The organism is Pseudanabaena sp. FACHB-2040, assembly GCF_014696715.1.
Taxonomy (GTDB): Bacteria; Cyanobacteriota; Cyanobacteriia; order Phormidesmidales; family Phormidesmidaceae; genus JACVSF01.
The window spans coordinates 290,925-309,488 of the sequence record NZ_JACJQO010000013.1; the positions used below are offsets into that span (position 1 = coordinate 290,925).

16 protein-coding genes are annotated in these 18,564 nt (G+C 56.2%); 7 read left to right on the plus strand and 9 right to left on the minus strand.

Going from position 1 to position 18,564, the window contains the following annotated elements; translation table 11 throughout:
- Positions 1-146: 146 nt before the first annotated feature.
- On the minus strand, positions 147-428 hold the full coding sequence (locus tag H6G13_RS17015) for a hypothetical protein (protein WP_190484856.1): 282 nt from the start codon (positions 426-428) through the stop codon (positions 147-149).
- A 163-nt stretch (positions 429-591) separates the two neighbouring features.
- Between H6G13_RS17015 and H6G13_RS17020 the strand changes: the two genes are divergently transcribed.
- Positions 592-807: a helix-turn-helix transcriptional regulator gene (locus tag H6G13_RS17020; RefSeq protein ID WP_190484859.1), complete on the plus strand. Its 216-nt coding sequence runs from the start codon at positions 592-594 to the stop codon at positions 805-807.
- 82 nt (positions 808-889) lie between these two features.
- Here the strand turns inward: H6G13_RS17020 and H6G13_RS17025 are convergent, their stop codons facing one another.
- Positions 890-1,672, minus strand: coding sequence for a DUF362 domain-containing protein (locus tag H6G13_RS17025; RefSeq protein ID WP_190484861.1), 783 nt, complete (start codon positions 1,670-1,672; stop codon positions 890-892).
- Between the two features lie 118 nt (positions 1,673-1,790).
- Between H6G13_RS17025 and folP the strand changes: the two genes are divergently transcribed.
- The 3 genes from folP to H6G13_RS17040 all read left to right on the plus strand — a co-directional run bounded on the left by folP (position 1,791) and on the right by H6G13_RS17040 (position 4,391).
- Positions 1,791-2,681, plus strand: a complete 891-nt coding sequence (folP, locus tag H6G13_RS17030; protein ID WP_190484863.1) for a dihydropteroate synthase — start codon at positions 1,791-1,793, stop codon at positions 2,679-2,681.
- Positions 2,682-2,822: 141 nt separating this feature from the next.
- A complete protein-coding gene (gene psbQ / locus H6G13_RS17035; RefSeq protein WP_190484865.1) occupies positions 2,823-3,269 on the plus strand; it encodes a photosystem II protein PsbQ in 447 nt (148 codons plus the stop codon).
- Positions 3,270-3,290: 21 nt separating this feature from the next.
- Complete coding sequence (locus H6G13_RS17040; RefSeq protein ID WP_190484867.1) at positions 3,291-4,391, plus strand: FAD-dependent oxidoreductase; 1,101 nt, start codon at positions 3,291-3,293, stop codon at positions 4,389-4,391.
- Positions 4,392-4,420: 29 nt separating this feature from the next.
- On the opposite strand, the gene H6G13_RS17045 is transcribed toward H6G13_RS17040, so the two are convergent.
- From H6G13_RS17045 to H6G13_RS17060, 4 genes are all read right to left on the minus strand, one after another.
- A complete protein-coding gene (locus H6G13_RS17045) occupies positions 4,421-4,735 on the minus strand; it encodes a hypothetical protein (RefSeq protein WP_190484869.1) in 315 nt (104 codons plus the stop codon).
- A 7-nt stretch (positions 4,736-4,742) separates the two neighbouring features.
- Positions 4,743-5,804, minus strand: a complete 1,062-nt coding sequence (locus H6G13_RS17050; RefSeq protein WP_190484871.1) for an ABC transporter permease — start codon at positions 5,802-5,804, stop codon at positions 4,743-4,745.
- Positions 5,805-5,841: 37 nt separating this feature from the next.
- Entirely contained in the window at positions 5,842-6,354 is a 513-nt protein-coding gene (locus tag H6G13_RS17055) for an adenine phosphoribosyltransferase (RefSeq protein ID WP_190484873.1), read from the minus strand.
- Between the two features lie 169 nt (positions 6,355-6,523).
- A complete protein-coding gene (locus H6G13_RS17060) occupies positions 6,524-7,315 on the minus strand; it encodes an SDR family NAD(P)-dependent oxidoreductase (protein ID WP_190484875.1) in 792 nt (263 codons plus the stop codon).
- Positions 7,316-9,284: 1,969 nt separating this feature from the next.
- On the opposite strand from H6G13_RS17060, the gene H6G13_RS17065 reads away from it, so the two are divergent.
- Positions 9,285-11,342: a prolyl oligopeptidase family serine peptidase gene (locus tag H6G13_RS17065; RefSeq protein WP_190484953.1), complete on the plus strand. Its 2,058-nt coding sequence runs from the start codon at positions 9,285-9,287 to the stop codon at positions 11,340-11,342.
- Positions 11,343-11,526: 184 nt separating this feature from the next.
- Here H6G13_RS17065 and H6G13_RS17070 read toward each other — a convergent pair whose 3' ends face one another.
- Positions 11,527-13,119: a fasciclin domain-containing protein gene (locus H6G13_RS17070; protein ID WP_242028373.1), complete on the minus strand. Its 1,593-nt coding sequence runs from the start codon at positions 13,117-13,119 to the stop codon at positions 11,527-11,529.
- Positions 13,120-13,493: 374 nt separating this feature from the next.
- On the opposite strand from H6G13_RS17070, the gene lepB reads away from it, so the two are divergent.
- Together lepB and H6G13_RS17080 are read left to right on the plus strand one after the other, a co-directional pair.
- Positions 13,494-14,561, plus strand: coding sequence for a signal peptidase I (gene lepB / locus H6G13_RS17075; protein ID WP_190484877.1), 1,068 nt, complete (start codon positions 13,494-13,496; stop codon positions 14,559-14,561).
- A gap of 134 nt (positions 14,562-14,695) precedes the next feature.
- Entirely contained in the window at positions 14,696-16,672 is a 1,977-nt protein-coding gene (locus H6G13_RS17080) for a cation:proton antiporter (RefSeq protein WP_190484879.1), read from the plus strand.
- Here H6G13_RS17080 and H6G13_RS17085 read toward each other — a convergent pair.
- Together H6G13_RS17085 and H6G13_RS29505 are read right to left on the minus strand one after the other, a co-directional pair.
- Positions 16,669-18,057, minus strand: a complete 1,389-nt coding sequence (locus H6G13_RS17085) for an AtzE family amidohydrolase (protein ID WP_190484881.1) — start codon at positions 18,055-18,057, stop codon at positions 16,669-16,671. The two genes, H6G13_RS17080 and H6G13_RS17085, sit on opposite strands and share 4 nt — an antisense overlap.
- The gene (locus tag H6G13_RS29505; protein WP_190484883.1) at positions 18,054-18,254 is read right to left on the minus strand and encodes an AtzG-like protein; all 201 of its coding nucleotides are present in this window, start codon (positions 18,252-18,254) and stop codon (positions 18,054-18,056) included. Before H6G13_RS29505 ends, H6G13_RS17085 begins: the two co-directional genes overlap by 4 nt.
- Positions 18,255-18,564 lie beyond the last annotated feature (310 nt).

The window sequence follows — 18,564 nt, forward strand, 5'->3', positions numbered from 1 at the left end:
CCATTCCAGTGGCTCTGCTGCTAGTTTAAGGAGGCAGAAGCCTCCGTGGGGCATTCCAGTGCGGAGCATTGGAGCGAGGAAAGAACGAGAAAAAGATATCGCAAAAGCTGAGGGTGCGTTAGACAACGCACCCCATGTTTCTATCTTTAATCCGGCAACATTACCCGTTTTGTGAGGATTCGCATGACCTCGCCTGGGTTAACTGAGGGCAATGGGCTTGACCATTCTTCTGGGCGGGCGTAACCGAGTCGAAAGAGCGTCATTACGCAGTCATTTACGACTTGAGGAGAGCCGATTGCTAGCACTCTCAGAATGTCGGGAGAGGGGCGATCTCTCAAGTCGATTAAAGGTTGATGTATTGCTTCAGGATGGGCAGCAGTTAAAGCTGGCTCAACACAATCAGTAGTGTGCTTTGCATCTGTCATCATAGTGTTAACTCCGTTAGTGAGCTGCCCAGTCCCCAAGTTTCCACGCTCTAGGACTGGGCTTGAGTTTTATAGCACCTCCACTGAGCTGATACTTCAACTCAGTGGAAGCCTCCACTGAGTTGAAGTAATGCTCTCATCAGGGTGATACTCTCATGAGATGACTATGGTGAACGTCATACCGGAATTTGCAAAAGCCAGGGGTTGCAAGAACGCCTACGAGTTGTGTAAGGCTACAGGGTTGCCTCAGGCCACCATTTATAGGCTTTATAACGATCCAACGGCCTACCCTTCTAAAGAAACCCAAGAGGCTATTTGTAGAGCCTTGGATGCGCAACCCGGGGATTTTTTGCGTTATGTCCCTGATGAGGATAAGGAATAGGTGCGATCGCATCTCCACCGCGAGATCCCAGAGTTCTCTGAAGAACTCTGGGATCTTGTCTTATGGTTTAATTTGCTATCGACTAGCGCAATTCTTGGATGGCTGTCAGATAAGGTGCGATCGCTTCCCCCGCTACCTCACAGGCAGCTCTGTCCACGGTCAGTAAATCATTGCCCCAAATCACTTTGCCAACGGGGATAGCTTCGCCCCGATCTGGCTTCCAGTCGCGGCTGACGAACTTTTGGTCACAGTCCACCACAGCCCCATCAAACAGGTGGCCGATAGTGAAATACACGTCTTGCAAGACCAGCGGGACTGAGGGGCGATGTAGCTGGCCGCGTGAGCTGTTGCTGCGAGCTTTGTAGCGGGCGCGAGGGAACAGCCCATAAAGGTTTTTGAGGGAGGCTGAGATGAGGAACTCGCCTTTTAAGGTGGTGCGCTTAAAGGCCCCAACCGAGATGCGGCAGTCTACTTCTTGCAAGATCTGGGGTGCCCACATGGATTTGAAGCGGGCGGGAGTAGTGGCGCGGTTGGGGTACTCCACCATGTCTAGCGTGTCGGCATCTAGCACCTGAATGCCCTGATCAAGCAGATCATATAGGCCGTTTTTGGCCATGATTTTTTCAAAGGCAACGGGGGAGCAAACGCCCTCTACAATCAGGAGCTCAGCCTGGGGACTGACCTGACGCAAGCCGAGCAAAACTCGCCGCAGCACCTCCATGCTGACGGTAACTGGGGGGCCGACCGGATAGCCCAGGTTAGGTTTAACCAAAATGCGGCGAGCGCTGCGGGCAGCGTCGGGCGGGGCATAAACAAATTGAGATGTCTCTGCAACCTGGAGGTGGGTAGTTAGGGAGGCAGACATTAAGCTAGGGATATAGAGCCTCTTTAATTCTTCAATAAACTGACAGATGTGGCTGCTAGCATCATGGCCACAGCGTGCTCAGCAAAATAGAGGCAGTGCTATTAGGACTTTCTCAGATATGACGACTCAAACTCTTCCCCGTCCGTGGAAAATTCGCGATCGCACCTTCAACTGGGGCAGCCGCACCTACCTAATGGGCATTCTCAACGTCACGCCCGATAGCTTCAGTGATGGTGGGCAGTTCAACAGCGTTGAGGCAGCCCTGGCCCAGGCGCGGCATCTCGCAAAAACAGGTACCGACATTCTTGATATAGGCGGCCAATCCACCCGGCCTGGGGCCGAGGAAATTGCTTTGGCAGATGAACTGAACCGCGTGGTGCCTGTGATTCAAGCCATTCGGGCCGACTCAGATGAAGTGGTGCGCACCGTTCCTATTTCGGTAGACACGACTCGCTTTGAGGTAGCGCGGGCGGCGGTGCGGGCCGGTGCCGATATCGTCAACGACATCTCTGCCGGTACCTTCGACAAAGCTATGCTCTCTACTGTGGCGGATTTGGGTGTGCCCATTATTTTGATGCACATGCGCGGCACGCCTGCCACCATGATGCAGCACACCCACTACGATGACCTGATTGGCGACATCTCCGAATTTTTGCAGCATCAGATCAACGATGCGATCGCAGTTGGGGTCAATCCCAGCATGATTGCCGTCGATCCGGGAATTGGTTTTGCTAAGACCTATCCGCAAAACTTGGAGCTGCTGAGGCGGCTTAGAGACTTTCACAGCCTGGGCTGCCCGCTGCTGGTTGGCCCGTCGCGCAAACGCTTCATCGGCTGGATTCTGGATCAGCCAGACCCTCAGCAGCGGGTCTGGGGTACGGCGGCGGCCTGCTGTGCTGCCATTGCAGGCGGAGCCGACATTTTACGGGTTCACGATGGCCCTGAAATGCATGATGTGCTGCAAGTGGCCGATGCGGTTTGGCGCTCTGCAGCGGATCAAGGGCGCTAATCCCCTACTTACCATTAGGACCATTGGAGCGTAGAATACTGGACGGGAAACGCCTGATTTGGCGGCATCGCCAGACGGCTTTCTTAAGCTTTCTTAACAGATGGCAAAAACGAGCATAGCAACACGAGGAATTAAGACCCTATGGCACGATTTCGGCCAATTCTCGGCATAATTCTGGCTGCGATCGCAACCTTTATCGTGAGCTGCGGTGGGGCTGCGCCTAAGCAACCTCTCACCTACACCCCTGAGATTCTACAAAAAGTCCAGATCTACGCACCGGCTGTAAACGATCTGCGCGATCGTTTCCCCGAACTGCAAGGCTACATCCAGGACAAGGACTGGGTAGACGTGAGCAGCTTTATCCACGGGCCGCTGGGCGAAATGCGGTTTCAGATGAACCGTTTGGCAGCAACCCTGCTGCCCAAGGATGCAGAGCAGGCCAAGCAGCTGGCTAAGGAAGTGTACGTCCACCTAGAGCGGATGGATCAGGCGGCCTCCGAAGGCAATCAAGTGATTGTGGGTCAGGAGTACCGCAACGCCCTAGATGACTTCGATGCCTTTCTCAACCTGGTTCCCAGCAACGGATAAGTTTGCGAGGCCCCTCAAACCATGAGTCGAGTCACCCTTATCGGCTGTGGTGTGATTGGGGCCATGATTGCCTACGAACTGAGCCAACTCCCTGAGCTGGAAGTTTGCGTCCTCGATCAGCAGCCCCCGGCCCAAGGGTCAACTGGGGCTGCTTTGGGCGTTTTAATGGGCATTATTAGCCACAAAGTTAAGGGGCGCAACTGGCGGCTGCGCGAAACCAGCCTGCGCCGCTACGAAACCCTGATCCCAGAACTAGAAGCTAAGCTGGGCCGCTCCATCCCGTTCAACCGCCAGGGCATTCTCAGCTTGTGTTTTGATTCGGCAGAACTGCCCCGCTGGGAGTCGCTTCAGCACATTCGAGAAACCCAGGGCTACCCGCTGGAGATCTGGCCCCCGGCCCAGATTGCGGCTGCCTGTCCTTATCTCAATCTTAGTGGCGTAGCGGCCGCTATCTACTCTCCCCAAGACCGCCAGATCGACCCGACCGCCCTCACGCTGGCCCTAGTTGAAGCTGCTCGGCAGCAGGGCGTGAGCTTTCACTTTGACCGGCAGGTAACTGGGCTTCGCCCTCACAACGGCCATTCTCTGCTGATTGAAACGGCTGCGGGTAGTCTGGAGGCAGACACGGTCATCCTGGCCTCGGGCACCGGCAGCAGTGCCCTCACCCAAACCCTCAACCAGGCAGTGCCCATTGGCCCAGTACTGGGGCAGGCACTTCAGCTCAAGCTAGCAGCACCGTTGGGCCAGATCGACTTTCAGCCCGTGGTTAACGGCAATGATATTCACCTGGTGCCGCTGGGCGGAGGCAGTTACTGGATCGGGGCAACCGTTGAATTTCCCACCGATACTGACCCTGACTGGGTGCTGGGCCTGAAGCTAGAACAAGAGCGCCTGGAAGAGGTGAGACAGGGTGCGATCGCATTTTGCCCTGCCCTGGCAGATGCCACCGTCACTGAAACCTGGTTTGGCCTGCGGCCCCGGCCCCAAGGTCAGCCAGCCCCTGTGATTACCCAACTACCGGGGCATCCCCAGGTGTGGGTAACTGCAGGGCACTACCGCAACGGTGTGTTGCTGGCTCCGGCAACGGCACTGCATTTGCGGGAGAAATTGGCTCAGAGTTAACGTTGGGACAGATGAGCCAGAACCCAGCGTCAAAATCCAGGGGCAGACCGCTTGAAAAATTCCACCTGGGGTTGCATAGGTTCAGAAACCATGCCGACGCCTTGAAAGCCCCAGCGGCCTAGAACGGGCTGAAGCTGAGAGGCCGCTATCGTTTCGACCGAGAACTTACTGGCCAGATCGGGGGCGTGGGTATTGAGGTAGCTCAGGGCATCGTAATCGGCAGCAAAGACCAGCAAAAAGCCTGCTGGAGGCGGCCTATCTGGGTCTGGGTCAGCCTGGCGGGGCTTAGCAGCGAGGTAGCTGCCGTCGAGACGCGATCGCAACAGGTAATAAAGCTGGGACATCGTTTCCTCAGTTCATTTCCGACAGCTTAATGCGTGGATCGCTAAAGCTGAGGGCCAAATCAGCCAGCAGGTTGCCGATAATCAGCAGCGTCGCACCCATCATTAGGCTAGCCATCACCACATAAAGATCCTGTGACGTGACCGCCTGCAAAATTAGGCGACCCAAGCCCGGCCAGTTAAAGAAGGTCTCGGTAATAAACGCGCCGCTCAGCAGTCCAGCAAATTCAAAGCCTAGCAGCGTGATCAGCGGGTTAATGGCGTTACGCAGAGCATGGACATAGATTACTCGGTTTTCGGGCAAGCCCTTAGCCCGCGCCGTCTGAATGTAGTCCTGCCGCAGCACGTCTAGCAGCTGCCCCCGCGTAATGCGCTGGAGCCCGGCAAAGCTGGTAATGGTCAGGGCAATCGTCGGCAAAATCATGTGCCAAAGCACATCAACGATCTGCCCAAACCAAGTCAGGTCAGCGTGGTAAATGCTGGTGCGCCCCCCAATTGGAAACAGCGGGGTAGTCAGCTGGGCAAAGTACAGCAGCAGTAGGCCGGTAATGATGGTCGGCATTCCCTGGCCCATGTAGCTCAGCACTCTAAGAAATCGATCGACGCCGCGATTTTGATGGACTGCCCCGATAATGCCTAGGGGAATTGCGATCGCCCAAGTCAACACCAGCGATGCAAATGACAGCAGCAGCGTGTTGGGGATCCGCTCCCACAGCATGTCTAGCACAGGTCGCTGGTAGGCAAAGCTAATGCCAAAGTTGCCTCGCGTCACGATTTGGGTCAACCAGCGCCAATACTGCTCCCAGATCGGCCGATCTAGGCCAAACTGCTGCTCTAGCTGCTGCAGCGTTTCGGGCGAAAACTGAGGACTTTGCCGGTACTGATCCAAAAAGTTGCCCGGCGCTAGCTGAATCACAAAAAAGCTCAGAGCCGAGGCCAGCAATAAAGTCAGCAAGGCCTGTAGCAGACGCTTCACGATGTACAGCGTGGTATCGCCCGTGAGAATTCCCACAAAGCGACTCCAGACATCGGAAAACTGTTGGCTGTTAGATGTCGATGGGCTAGAAGTCATCCAAATCCATCCAAGACAGTAGGCGTATGGGACGATCTTAGTACTGCAGCAGAGAGATGATGGGCAAGTCGGGCAGCTTGTCACGGCCAGCTAACCCAGTTAGCTCAATAATGAAGCCAAACCCTGCGACCTCAGATCCGGTTTTTTCAATCAGTTTAACCGTTGCCGCCGCCGTTCCTCCGGTAGCAATCAAATCGTCCACAATCAAAACTCGGCTGCCGGGACGAAAGGCATCTTGGTGCAGCTCTAGCCGGTCGGTGCCGTACTCCAGCGCGTATTCGGCAGTATGAGTGGCCGCCGGTAGCTTACCCGGCTTGCGCACCGGCGCAAAGCCAATACTCATGCGGTAGGCCAGCGGCACCCCAAAAATAAACCCCCGAGACTCGATCCCGGCAATGTAGTCGGGCTTGAGGTCGGCGACTTGCTCTGCCAACAGGTCTACCGTGTAGCACAACGCTTCTGGGTGAGCCAGCAAGGGCGTAATGTCGCGAAAGAGAATGCCGGGTTTAGGAAAGTCGGGAATCTCTCGAATATGATCCGTTAAGTCCATTGCAGTCCTAGCTGAAGCAGCCGTCAAAGTCCTCTGCAATGCTAAGGATGTCGCCCCCCAAAAAGCAAGGGGCGACGTAGATTCTACCGGCTAGAGCAGCGTAAACCCGAAGACCCCTTGCAGAGGGCTAGCTATTTAACGGCCCCAGCGTAATGAGCATCTGATTTGGTTATCTCAGTGGCAGTGGACGGTCGGGTAGTGGAGAAGCCTGCTGCACCACTCGGTCTAGCAGCCAGGGCGAGAGGCGCTGGCACCAAAGCGCCATCTGGCTTTGCCAGTCCACCAAAATTTCAGGCGTACCGCGGTGCAGGCCCCGGATTAGGGCTTGGGCGACTTGTTCGGGGGTGGCGGGCTTGACCCAGCGAAACCACTGAAAGTCTCTCACCATGTCGGTGTCGGTCAGCGAGGGCAATAGGGCTGCAACCTTGACGTTGTAAGGGGCTAGCTCGCCGCGAAGCGCCTGAGTAAAGCCGAGAATGGCGAACTTGGTAGCCGAATAGGTAGCCATTGTCGGAGCAGCGACTTTGCCCATAAGGCTGGAGACATTCACGATGTGCCCTTCGCGGCGGGTGGCCATGCGGCGGGCGATCAGTCGGGTAATGGTGTAGAGCCCCACCAGGTTGGTGGCAATTTCAGTCTGCACATGAGGCAGGCGAGTTTTGAGGAAGGGAGCCTGGTGAGCTACTCCAGCGCAGTTGACTAGCAGGTGAATGGGGCCGTGCTGCCGCCAGGCGTTGGCAATGGCGACGTTGACGCTGACGGGATCGGCTAGATCAAGGGACAGCGCAATCGCTTCGGCATTGAGATATTCGATTTCGGTAACAACGTCTGCCAAACGCTGTGGGTTGCGGGCGATCAGCAAGATTTTTTGAACACCTTGTCGGGCCAGTTCATGTGCGATCGCACGGCCAATGCCTCTAGATGCTCCGGTGACCAGAGCTGTTTTTCCTTCAAAATTCATGGTCAAAACCTCCTAATTAGGCGCAGCGGGTCGGCTAGGGGCAGACCGTATCAAAGTCGTGCCGGAGCCGAAAATAACTGGGCCTTTAACTGGAAATGAAAAAGGCAGAATTGCAGTCTGCTGAGAAACGGTCGAGTCAGGGGTAACTCAGCCAAGTAGAGAAAGGGGGCTGATGAACCCAAGTGTGAACCGGCTTGCAAGCGGTTGTTTTTGATGGGTGTGGAACCGTAGACGCGAGCCTCAGACGCCCAGGGCAATGCTTGAAACGGGGATTTTCATGGCGTCAATCCTCCTCAAATCAGGATTTGCAGCGACTTGCTCCGACGTTAACACCGCAATTTGGCAGCTGCAACATAAGTTAACAAATGGTCTAAATTGTTACGTTTCTTATCATTTACTTCAGAAAAGTCCTTCTCTACCCCTTTTGAGGAGCTTTCTCAGAAGGATTGGCGTAGGGTGCTCCCTGCCACAGGGATTGTTGTCCTTAGATTTAGCGGGATTAAAACGGCGACCTCGACTAACCCGGAATCTGAGAAGCTAAACATCGCAGGCTAACCTGCTCGACTCGCTAGAATCCTTGCAGGGAAATTACAGGAAACCCGAAATGCTGATCGATCCCGAGGTTCAAAGCAAGACGACCTCGCTAGACCCATCCTTGCCGGATGCTCCTGCTCGACCCCTCGATATTTTGATCCTCTCCAACGGCCCAGGGGAAGTGTCTACCTGGGTGCGTCCCGTCGTTCGAGCCTTGCGGCGACGCGTGCCCGACCCAGCCCAGGTGCGAATTTCGGTGGTGCTCTCGCCCTGCGCCAATGCCTCTGGGCGGGAGGCCGACATGGCCCGCAGCATTGCCGGGGTAGATCGGGTGCAGGCGGTGGAGCACTTTTTCCCCTTTCTGCTGACAGGCAAAACAGCTGAGCGCTGGGACTGGCGCGCTGAGGGCGTAGTGCTGTTTTTGGGCGGCGACCAGTTTTACCCAGTAGTGATTGGGCGGCGGCTGGGCTATCGCACCGTCATTTATGCCGAATGGGATGCACGCTGGCACCGCTGGATTGACCGCTTTGGCTCGATGAAGCCAGAGATTGCGGAGCAGGCCCCGCCCCAGTACCGCGATAAGTTTGCGGTGGTGGGCGACCTGATGGCCGATGTCGATCTCGACTCGCGAGAGATGCAGGCGGTGCGGGATCGGTTGGATCTGACTCCTGGCACCGAACTAATTGGCATGATGCCGGGATCTAAGAAAGACAAGCTGGATCTGGGCGTGCCGCTGATTCTTGCGATCGCAGACAAACTCCACGCCATCCGCCCCCAGGCTCGCTTCGTTGTCCCCGTCGCGCCTATGCTGTCGCTAGAGGCGTTAGCCGCCTTCGCCGATGCCCGCCAAAATCCCTACATTTCTATGGTTGAGGGCAAAACTGGTGAGCTGGTGCGTGAGGGGCCAGTGCCCAAGCTCAAGACCCCTGGAGGCGCTGAGATCTATCTGTGGCAGGCTCAGCCTGCCTATGATCTGATGGCCCAGTTCACCCTGTGTCTGACCACTATCGGGGCCAATACCGCCGAACTGGGGTCGCTGGGCATTCCTATGCTGGTGGTGCTGCCGACCCAAAAGCTAGATGCCATGAAAGCCTGGGACGGCATTCCTGGGCTGATTGCTAACCTGCCACTGGTGGGCAATCCGTTTGCCAGACTAATCAACCGGCTAGCCCTGCGAACGATCTTGAAAGAGGGACGCCTGTTTGCCTGGCCCAACATCTGGGCCAAGCGGGAAGTCGTGCCAGAACTGATTGGCCGAGTAACGCCGCAGCAGATTTGCGATCGCACCCTCGACTACCTCACCCACCCCGAAAAGCTAGAGGCTATCCGCCAAGATCTGCGTACCGTTCGCGGTGCGCCAGGGGCAGCGGCGAAACTGGCTGATTTAGTCTTAGAGACAGTAGACTACCCACGGAACCCCCACTCTGAAATCGCCATGGCTTCTAGTTCTTTTGCCTATCCCGACAGCCACCAGGCCGATCAGGTCGATACCTACCACGGTCTGGAAGTGCCCGATCCCTACCGCTGGCTGGAAAATCCCCAGTCTGACGAAGCCCAGCAGTGGATCGAGGCCCAAAATCGGGTCACCTTTAGCTTTCTAGAGGGATTGAAGGGGCGCGATCGCATCAACCAGCGCCTCACTCAGCTCTGGAACTACGAGCGCTACAGCATTCCCTTTAAGGAAGGCGGGCAGTACTTCTACTTTAAGAATGACGGATTGCAAAACCAGAGCGTCCTCTATACCCAGCCCAGCCTAGAAGCCGAGGCTCGCGTGCTGCTCGACCCCAACTCCCTCTCTGAAGACGGCACTGTGGCCCTCGGCGGCCTGGCCGTGAGTGAAGACGGCAAGCACCTGGCCTATGGCCTCTCTACCGCTGGCTCAGACTGGGTAGAGTGGCGAGTTCGCAGCATCGATTCTGGCGTCGATCTAACCGACCATCTCAAGTGGGTCAAATTCTCGGGCGTCTCTTGGTCCCACGACCACCAGGGCTTTTTCTACAGCCGCTACGACGAACCCGACGAGACTACCAAGCTAGAGTCAGTTAACTATTATCAAAAGCTCTTTTACCATCGACTCGGCACCGCGCAGGCCGAAGACGTGCTGATCTACGAGCGGCCCGACGAAAAGGAGTGGGGCTTTGACGGCGGCGTTACTGAAGATGGCCGCTATCTAATCATCTCCATCTGGCGCGGCACTGACCCTCGCAATTTGTTGTTTTATAAAGACTTGAGCAGCCCCAACAATCCAGTAATCGAGCTGATTTGGAAGTTTGAAGCCGAATTTAGCTTTGTCGACAATGAAGGCTCCCTCTTCTGGTTCCGCACGGATCTAGAGGCTCCTAAAGGACGGCTGATCGCCATCGACATCACCCAGCCAGAGCGGGAGAACTGGCGCGAAATCATCCCCGAAACGGACGAGACAATGCAGGAGGTCGGCATTCTCAACCATCAGTTTGTGGTGGACTATCTAAAAGACGCTTACACGACTATCCGCATTTTTGATCTGCAGGGCCAGCTTATCCGCGATGTAGAGCTGCCGGGCATTGGCTCCGCCGGAGGCTTTGATGGCAGGCGGGAAGATACCGAAACCTTTTACAGCTTCACCAGCTTCACCGTCCCTAACACGATCTACCGCTACGACATGACCACTGGGGAGAGCACTCTCTTCCGCCAGCCCCAGGTTGACTTCAACCCCGACGACTACACTACCTCTCAAGTTTTTTACACCAGCAAAGATGGCACCCGTGTGCCCATGTTCATCACCCACAAACAGGGGATTGAGCTAGACGGCAGCAACCCAACGCTGCTCTACGGCTACGGCGGCTTCAGCATTTCTCTGACCCCGGCCTTCTCGGTTAGCAATCTGGTGTGGATGGAGATGGGCGGCATCTATGCCATGCCCAACCTGCGCGGCGGCGGCGAGTACGGCGAAGACTGGCACTTGGCTGGCACCAAGCTCAATAAGCAAAACGTCTTCGATGACTTCATTGCCGCTGCCGAGTGGCTGGTCGAAAACCAGTACACCTCGCCCCAAAAGCTGGCCATTGCGGGCGGCAGCAACGGCGGCCTACTAGTGGGAGCCTGCATGACTCAGCGACCTGACCTCTTTGCTGCTGCCCTTCCTGCCGTTGGCGTGATGGACATGCTGCGGTTTAACCAGTTCACCATTGGCTGGGGCTGGGAGTCTGACTACGGCTCGCCCCAAGATCCAGAGGAGTTCAAGGCTCTCTATGCCTACTCACCTCTGCACAACCTCAAGCCTGGAACGGCTTACCCAGCTACGCTGATCACAACTGCCGACCACGATGATCGAGTCGTGCCAGCGCACAGCTTCAAATTTGCGGCAGCGCTGCAGGCAGCCCATCAGGGAGACGCCCCAGTGCTGATCCGTATTGAGACGAAGGCAGGCCACGGTGCAGGCAAGCCCACCTCGAAGATGATTGAGGAAGTGGCGGATAAGTGGGCGTTTTTGGAAGCAGTTTTGGAGATGTAGGTGAGTTAGGGGAAGGGGTTTAGGCGCTCGCTTAGTTGGGATTCAAGAAAAGCGAATCGCAACTTCCTGGGTGAAAGTTGCGATCACATTAGCCTCAGAAACCGGGTTTCTATTCCCCAGCCTCGGCCTATGTCATTACCCCAAGGAAACCCGGTTTCTTAATCCCAGGTTCCCAATCAGTGGCTTAGTAGATGGAGTCAACGCCCAACTGGTCGGCTAACGCATCTTGCAGGCCGCGGGGCAGCAGCACCCGGTTCACTGCGTGGATTACGCCATTGCTGGCCTCGATGTCGGCCTGAACGACGCTAGCGTTGTTAACAACAACTCGGTCGCCCCCAGTTCTAACAGATAGGCCACCGCCTAGAGTTGTGACGCCGCCTGTGACGATATCGCCACTGCGGATTTCTTCAGGGGCGACGTGATAGGTCAGCACCTGCCGCAGTAAGTTCCGGTTGTTAGGCTGCAGCAGATACTCTAGTGCGCCTTCAGGCAGGTTAGCAAAGGCCTCGTTGGTTGGAGCAAAGACGGTGTAAGGACCTTCACCACTTAAGGTCTCTTGCAGACCGGCTGCCCGAATTGCCTGAGCTAGGATTGTGAAGTTTTGGTTGCCGCTGGCCAGGTCTACTAGGTTGCTATCGGCAGTAGTAGCTTGCCCTGGAGCACTAGGCGTTTGAGCGCCAGGAGCTTGGGTGCCAGGAGCCTGGGTACCGGGCGTTTGAACTCCAGGCGTTTGAGTGCCGGGAGCTTGGGTGCCAGGGGTTTGAGTTCCAGGAGTGCGAGTTCCAGGGGTTTGAGTGCCGGGAGTCTGGCTAGGTCTAGGGGTTTGATTGGTGGTGCCTGGAGTTTGAGTACCCGGAGTTTGAATGATGTTACCTGGAGTTTGCAGCGTGCTGCCTGGAGTTTGATTGCTAGGGGTTCGGTTGGTGGTACCTGGAGTTTGAGTACCAGGGGTTTGGTTAGTGGTGCCTGGAGTCTGAGTTCCAGGGGTTTGGTTAGTAGTACCCGGAGTCTGAGTACCCGGAGTTTGGTTGGTGGTACCCGGAGTTTGTATCGCGCCGCCGGGAACCCGACCTGGAGCTTGGTTAGTGGTGCCTGGAGTTTGAGTTCCAGGGGTTTGGTTGGTGGTACCCGGAGTTTGTATCGCGCCGCCGGGAACCCGACCTGGAGCTTGGTTAGTGGTGCCTGGAGTTTGAGTTCCAGGGGTTTGGTTGGTGGTACCCGGAGTTTGTATCGCGCCGCCGGGAACCCGACCTGGAGCTTGGTTGGTGGTGCCTGGAGTCTGAGTGCCAGGGGTCTGGTTGGTGGTACCTGGAGTTTGTATTACGCCGCTGGGAACCCGATTGCCGGGGGGCTGAGTGGTTCCAGGAGTCTGAGTGCCAGGAGCTTGAATGATGTTACCCGGAGTTTGCAGCGTGCTGCCGGGAGTTTGGGTGCCGGGAGCAGGGGAAACGGGAGTCTGCACACCGGGAGTTTCTAGACCAGGAGTCCGAATTTCAGGAGCCTGGTTGCCAGGCGTTTGAGTATCAGTGAGGTCATCTTCTGCACCAGGCGTGCCGGGAATGGGAGTGCCATCAGCAGGCGTTTGAACCGTACCGGGAGTCTGAGTTCCGGAAGGGGTCGCGCCGGGTAACTGCGCCAAAGTAGTGGTAGAACCCGACCGCTGAGTCTCGGCGAGTTCTTGTGCGATCGCAGGCATACCGATTAGAGCACCGGCTCCAAGCAAACCGGCTAAAACCGCAACATGTTTAGAAATTTGGGCAAGAAGAGAAATACGCATAACGCCTCCAGGATCTACTAGCTATTGTGTGAAGTTTATTGAAGCTTCCATGAATACTCCCTCCTGCTATTGGGGGAGTTTACTTTCCTAGAAGGCCCAAATGTATTAGCCACTACAGCTAGCTCAACCCGAAAAAACGCTGTTTTTAAGGCATTTTCGGCGAAGAGTCTTTTTTTCATCCCTAAGAGAGAGGGCCGAAACCTTTGGCATATATCGCTTCAGCCGATCTGTTGCTCGCTCTACGCCTTTCGATAGAGCCTCAATAAATAGAACCTCTAGCTCCATCTAACCCCTGCCAGCTTCGACCGACGACATAATGCAGAAAGACATCCTTTGCGGATGAAATCGCCTGAAATCGCACCTGACTCTTTGCTATGGCTGCTTCCCGACTAAAGGTGTACACCAGTGCCCCTGCCTACAGGTCTCCCTGGGCCGCTGTGAACCTATCGGTAGTCATGCCGGGAGCGGGTCAGATATATGGTGGGGCGGTCATTAAAGGGGTGGTCATTGCGATCGCATTTTTCCTCCTCCTAGGGTTCTCAATTTGGTCAATCTTTGCAGGCAACGGTAATACTCTGACTGGCCTCTGGCTGCTGCTGCCCATTGCCGGAATTTACCTCGGCAGCCTGATAGATGCCTATCGAACCATCACCTCAGACCCAGTCCGGCTAACCCTCGGCCCCGAAGCTCCTAAAGACCCTTGGTATGCCGTTTTTCTCAGCCAAATTTTGCCGGGGCTAGGCCACCTTTACCGGCAGCAAGCGATCATTGGCGGGCTCTTTCTAATCATCGGCACATACACAGCTTTTCAGGCCAACTTTCAGCCCCGTCTGCTGCTTCTGCCGCCCCTGATCTGGGCCGCTGCCTGTGCCCACATCTACTGGCACATGGTGCCTCGGCAAGCTCGCGACTGGAGCCTGCTCGCCCTCATTCTGGCCGGGCTGGTGGCCGGAAGACTGCTAATTGGCTTCACGCCCCCCCTGATCGGCCACTATTTAGAACAGTGCATCGTGCCCAGCGATTCAATGCAGCCAACGCTTCAGGTCAGAGATCGGCTGTTTGTCCGAGAAGATCCCAGTTACCAGCCCCAACCCTTCGATATTGTCGTGTTTCGCGTAACTCAAGCAGCAGTAGAAAGGCTCCTAGTGCAGCCAGACAGCCTTATGGTCAAACGAGTGGTGGGGCTGCCCGGCCAGCAGGTCGAAGTGCGAAACGGCCAAGCCTGGGTCAATGGACAGGCGCTTATAGAACCTTACCTAGAACTTCCCATTAGCTACCGTTGGGGGCCGCAGAGCGTTCCAGCAGAGCACCTGTTCGTACTCGGAGACAACCGCAACTTCAGCGGCGACTCTCACATTTGGGGCTTCTTGCCCACAGAGAATGTGCTGGGCAAGGCTTACAAGATTTACTGGCCGCCTGGTCGGATTCAGCCATTGCCGTAAGGAGAAAGGGGAATGGGGGACGCGTCTCCCAGCTCTCCTGCCAGTTCTCCCAACAATTCCCAAGAATGTTAAGCCAATATTAAGTAGAGTCAGTCACAATAAAGACTAACTCCTCATTGCTGCGCGCGTCCGGAATGGTAGCTGAAACCGCATTCATGATCGATTTGACCAAGGCACTGGGTACCTCTGTCTTGGGGGGCTATATAGCCAGTCGGCTTAAGCAACCGGCTCTGCTGGGCTATCTCATTAGCGGCCTGATTGTCGGGCCTTTTGGGGTTGGCTTTCTAACGGATGTCGAGCAGGTGCAGGCGTTTGCCCAGGTGGGCGTGGCCTTTTTGCTATTTGCTCTGGGCGTAGAGTTTTCTCTAACAGAACTGAAGCGGGTGCGCAACATTGCCATCAAGGGCGGCCTGCTGCAGATGGGGTTGACGACCCTGCTGGTTGCGGGCATTACGCTGCTTATGGGTTGGGCGGCATCGCCGCTGCAGGGGGTCTTTTTGGGGCTGGTGCTGTCTCTGTCTTCGACGGCGGTGGTGCTCAAGACTTTGACTGAGCGAGGGGAAACCAGCACCGTCCATGGTCAGGTGATGCTGGCTATTTTGATTGCTCAAGATCTGGCTCTGGGGCTGATCTTGGCCTTTTTGCCGGTGCTGACCCAGCCTGAGAATTTCTGGCTGACTTTGGGGTTGGCAGTTGCCAAGATCACGCTGTTTATTGCGGGTGCGATCGCATTAGGTCGCTGGATTGTGCCCCGCTTTATGCAGATTGTGGCTGCCACCGAGAGCAATGAGCTGTTTCTGCTGGCGATTGTCGTGCTTTGCCTAACGGTGGCCTGGGTCACCGATGAACTGGGGCTATCCATTGAAATGGGGGCCTTTGTCGCCGGACTGATGATCTCCGAGGTGGAGTATTCCGAGCAGGCGCTGGGCAAAATTTTGCCCTTGCGAGATACGTTTGCCTGCCTATTTTTTGTCTCCATCGGTATGCTGATCGACCCGGAACTGCTGGCCGAAGATCTGGGCATCATTTTGGGGGTGGTGTTGCTGGTGATGGTGGGCAAAGCGGTGATCATTTTGCCTGTGGTGCTGCAGTCAGGCTATTCGCTTAAAACGGCGGTTTTTGCCAGCTTTGGCCTTAACCAGATTGGGGAGTTTTCCTTTGTGCTGGCCATGATTGGCTACGACATGGGCCTGATTGGCGAGCAGGCCCGAGCCGTGCTGCTGGGCACAACCGTTGTCACCCTGGTGCTGACGCCGCTTTGGATGAGTTTGGCTCCTGGGGTGGCCGATGCGCTGACCGCTATGCCAGGGGTGGGCCAGTACCTGAAACGCTTTGAAGGCCCGCAGCAGCTTTCGGTGCCGGATGGCATTCGAGATCACGTGATTGTGGCTGGATATGGTCGGGTCGGTCGAGTGCTGGTAAACCTGCTGCTCAAACGGGGCTACTCGGTGCTGGTCGTTGATAACAGTGAGGCTTCTCTGCAAGAGCTGCGTCAGCATAAGATTCCCTTTGTCTTTGGCGATGCCGACTCGGAGCTGGTGCTGGAGAAAACGCATCTAGAAACGGCAAAGGCGCTTGCGATCGCATTGCCTGATCCTCTTAGCACCCGCCTACTGCTGCAGCACGCCCTAACCTGCGTGCCCGGATTAGACGTGATTGCCCGTGCCCACAGCAACAAAGAAGTAGACGAACTCACCCAAATCGGAGCCAAGGAAGTCGTGCAGCCCGAGCTAGAAGCTGCTCTAGAGCTGAGCGCCCACCTGCTGACCACCTTGGGCGAGCCGCCGCAACAAATCCGAAGCACCATCGAGTGGATCCGCAACGACCGCTACCGCACCATTCGCTCCGATCAGGATTTTGGCGCAGCAGCCTCGGTAGAAAGTTCGCCAGAGCCCCCATCAAATGTCGCCGTTCCATCAGAAACCCTGGTAGAACAGGCCTTGATAGAGGCCGCTCCCATAACCGCTGTCACAGACACTTTGCCGGAAATCCTAGTGGAGCAGATGGTCACAGCTGCCCTAGAAAGCATGGCCTCAACTCCCCTATCGCCTACTAACTCTGGGGTAGAAGAAACCCACTCAGAGATAACGGGCGAGACTACAGCGGTCTAGGGCTGGGCAATTGGCGCAGTCGTAATCCCTTGTTTCTCCAGATAAGCCGCCACCCGCAGCACCTTCGCCTCCTGGTACGGTGCACCAATCACCTGAATGCCCACCGGCAGCTTGCCCGGCTGATGCACCGGCACCGAAACAATGGGCAGACCAATAAAAGATAAAGGCTGAGTGTAAAGTCCTAGATTGGGCCGCAGGGGCACCAGTTTACCTTCAATCTCCAGCGTTGTTTGATCAAGGGGTGGGGCGACACAGGGCACTGTAGGGGCCAAAATCACATCCACTGACTGAAACAAGTCCCGCATTCGGTCGCGGTACCAGCGGCGAAAACGCTGGGCCTGAATATACCAGCCACTGGGAACGAGCGCTCCAGCCAAAAAGCGATCGCGCGTCGCCACATCAAAATCCATCGGCCGAGTTCTAAGCCGATCTATATGGAGTTGGCTGCCTTCGCAGGCGGTAAGAATAAAAGCCGCCGCCCGTGCCCGCGCCGCCTCTGGCAGCGTCACGGTGTCGTTTACCTGCAGCGCTTTAGCCACCTTCTCTAGACCTGCGGCGACCTCAGACTGCATCCCTAAAGCAAAGTGATCGCCCGCTACGGCAATGCGAAGCCCCTGAATGCCCTCGCTTAGCGCTTGCATTACCAGATCAGCCGGGCGATCAGTACACACTGGGTCCGCTGGATCAGGCCCCTGCATGACGTCAAAGGCAACGGCTAAGTCTCGCACTGAGCGAGCAAAGGGGCCGAGATGGTCAAGGCTAGACACAAACAGGAATGACCCCTTGCGGGACAGTCGCCCATAAGTCGGCTTGAGCCCATAAATGCCGCACAGAGCTGCAGGCACCCGGATTGAGCCATTTGTATCCGAGCCTAGGGTGATAGGCACAAGCCCCGCCGCCACCGCTGCCGCCGACCCGCCAGAAGACCCACCCGACATGCGGCTGAGGTCGTGGGGGTTGGGCGTGGCCCCATCGTGGCTGTTGATGGTGACAAAGCCGTAGGCATATTCATCCATGTTCAGCGACCCTACCAAAATCGCTCCTGCTGCCTTCATCCGGGCGACTAGGGTGGCGTCTTGGGTGGCCGGAGAGTTTTCGCGGTTGATCTTGGAGCCTGCCAGGGTGACGATGCCCTCTACGTCGTACAGGTTCTTGACGGCGAAAGGAACGCCTGCCAAAGGGCCGGGGTCTTTGCCAGATGCGATCGCATCATCTACCCGCGTCGCCTGCTGCAGAGCTGCCTCTGTCGTCACTGCCGTAAAACAGTTCAGCGTGCCGTCCCTCGCCTCAACTTGCGCCAAAGTGTCTTCTATAACTGAGCGGGCTGTTGTCTCTCCCTGGTAGATGGCGCGGGTCAGGCTAGCTGCATTGGGAAATGGGGTCATGGTTCAAAGGTAGGGGCAGCTTCAAGATCGTCCGGCAGCGGAAATTCAATCACTGGCTGGGCAATGTCCCAAATCCGCTCTAGGTTGTCGATCACTCCGTCGCGCAACTCCGGCGGAATCGGCAGTCGCAGAAAGGCTGACATCTGATCGACGTAGATAGCGGTATCAAAGGGGTAAGGCTTATCGGGTTCTGTCATGCAGGGAAAACGGAAGAACGCTGGGTTATGCGCGATGTTCCATCGCGATTTCCCATTAAAGATACTGCATAAATCCCAGGTCACCGGCCTTGAATAAAAACCGGGTTTCTGTAGGTTAAAGACAACTGCTTGAGTTGTGGGGGGAGAAACTCGGTTTTAGCCTGTCGCCGCGTCGAACAAAAACCGGGTTTCTGTAGGCCCACGAGATGCGCAACGAGATTCAATTTGTAAAGCTAGGCGTGAGGCTATGCAGGCATTCCAGCAGAAGTAGCCAGTAGAAAATGACAACGTTAGCCTTTTGAGTTGAGGC

Excerpts from the sequence above, each read along its gene's own strand:
- H6G13_RS17060 (WP_190484875.1), bottom strand. The coding sequence starts at position 7,315 with ATGAATTTTGAAGGAAAAACAGCTCTGGTCACCGGAGCATCTAGAGGC.
- H6G13_RS17050 (WP_190484871.1), bottom strand. The coding sequence starts at position 5,804 with ATGACTTCTAGCCCATCGACATCTAACAGCCAACAGTTTTCCGATGTC.
- lepB (WP_190484877.1), top strand. The coding sequence starts at position 13,494 with ATGGCTGCTTCCCGACTAAAGGTGTACACCAGTGCCCCTGCCTACAGG.
- H6G13_RS17085 (WP_190484881.1), bottom strand. The coding sequence starts at position 18,057 with ATGACCCCATTTCCCAATGCAGCTAGCCTGACCCGCGCCATCTACCAG.
- folP (WP_190484863.1), top strand. The coding sequence starts at position 1,791 with ATGACGACTCAAACTCTTCCCCGTCCGTGGAAAATTCGCGATCGCACC.
- H6G13_RS17040 (WP_190484867.1), top strand. The coding sequence starts at position 3,291 with ATGAGTCGAGTCACCCTTATCGGCTGTGGTGTGATTGGGGCCATGATT.
- H6G13_RS17065 (WP_190484953.1), top strand. The coding sequence starts at position 9,285 with ATGGCTTCTAGTTCTTTTGCCTATCCCGACAGCCACCAGGCCGATCAG.
- H6G13_RS17055 (WP_190484873.1), bottom strand. The coding sequence starts at position 6,354 with ATGGACTTAACGGATCATATTCGAGAGATTCCCGACTTTCCTAAACCC.
- H6G13_RS17080 (WP_190484879.1), top strand. The coding sequence starts at position 14,696 with ATGGTAGCTGAAACCGCATTCATGATCGATTTGACCAAGGCACTGGGT.
- psbQ (WP_190484865.1), top strand. The coding sequence starts at position 2,823 with ATGGCACGATTTCGGCCAATTCTCGGCATAATTCTGGCTGCGATCGCA.
- H6G13_RS17070 (WP_242028373.1), bottom strand. The coding sequence starts at position 13,119 with ATGCGTATTTCTCTTCTTGCCCAAATTTCTAAACATGTTGCGGTTTTA.
- H6G13_RS17025 (WP_190484861.1), bottom strand. The coding sequence starts at position 1,672 with ATGTCTGCCTCCCTAACTACCCACCTCCAGGTTGCAGAGACATCTCAA.
- H6G13_RS17020 (WP_190484859.1), top strand. The coding sequence starts at position 592 with ATGGTGAACGTCATACCGGAATTTGCAAAAGCCAGGGGTTGCAAGAAC.
- H6G13_RS29505 (WP_190484883.1), bottom strand. The coding sequence starts at position 18,254 with ATGACAGAACCCGATAAGCCTTACCCCTTTGATACCGCTATCTACGTC.
- H6G13_RS17015 (WP_190484856.1), bottom strand. The coding sequence starts at position 428 with ATGATGACAGATGCAAAGCACACTACTGATTGTGTTGAGCCAGCTTTA.
- H6G13_RS17045 (WP_190484869.1), bottom strand. The coding sequence starts at position 4,735 with ATGTCCCAGCTTTATTACCTGTTGCGATCGCGTCTCGACGGCAGCTAC.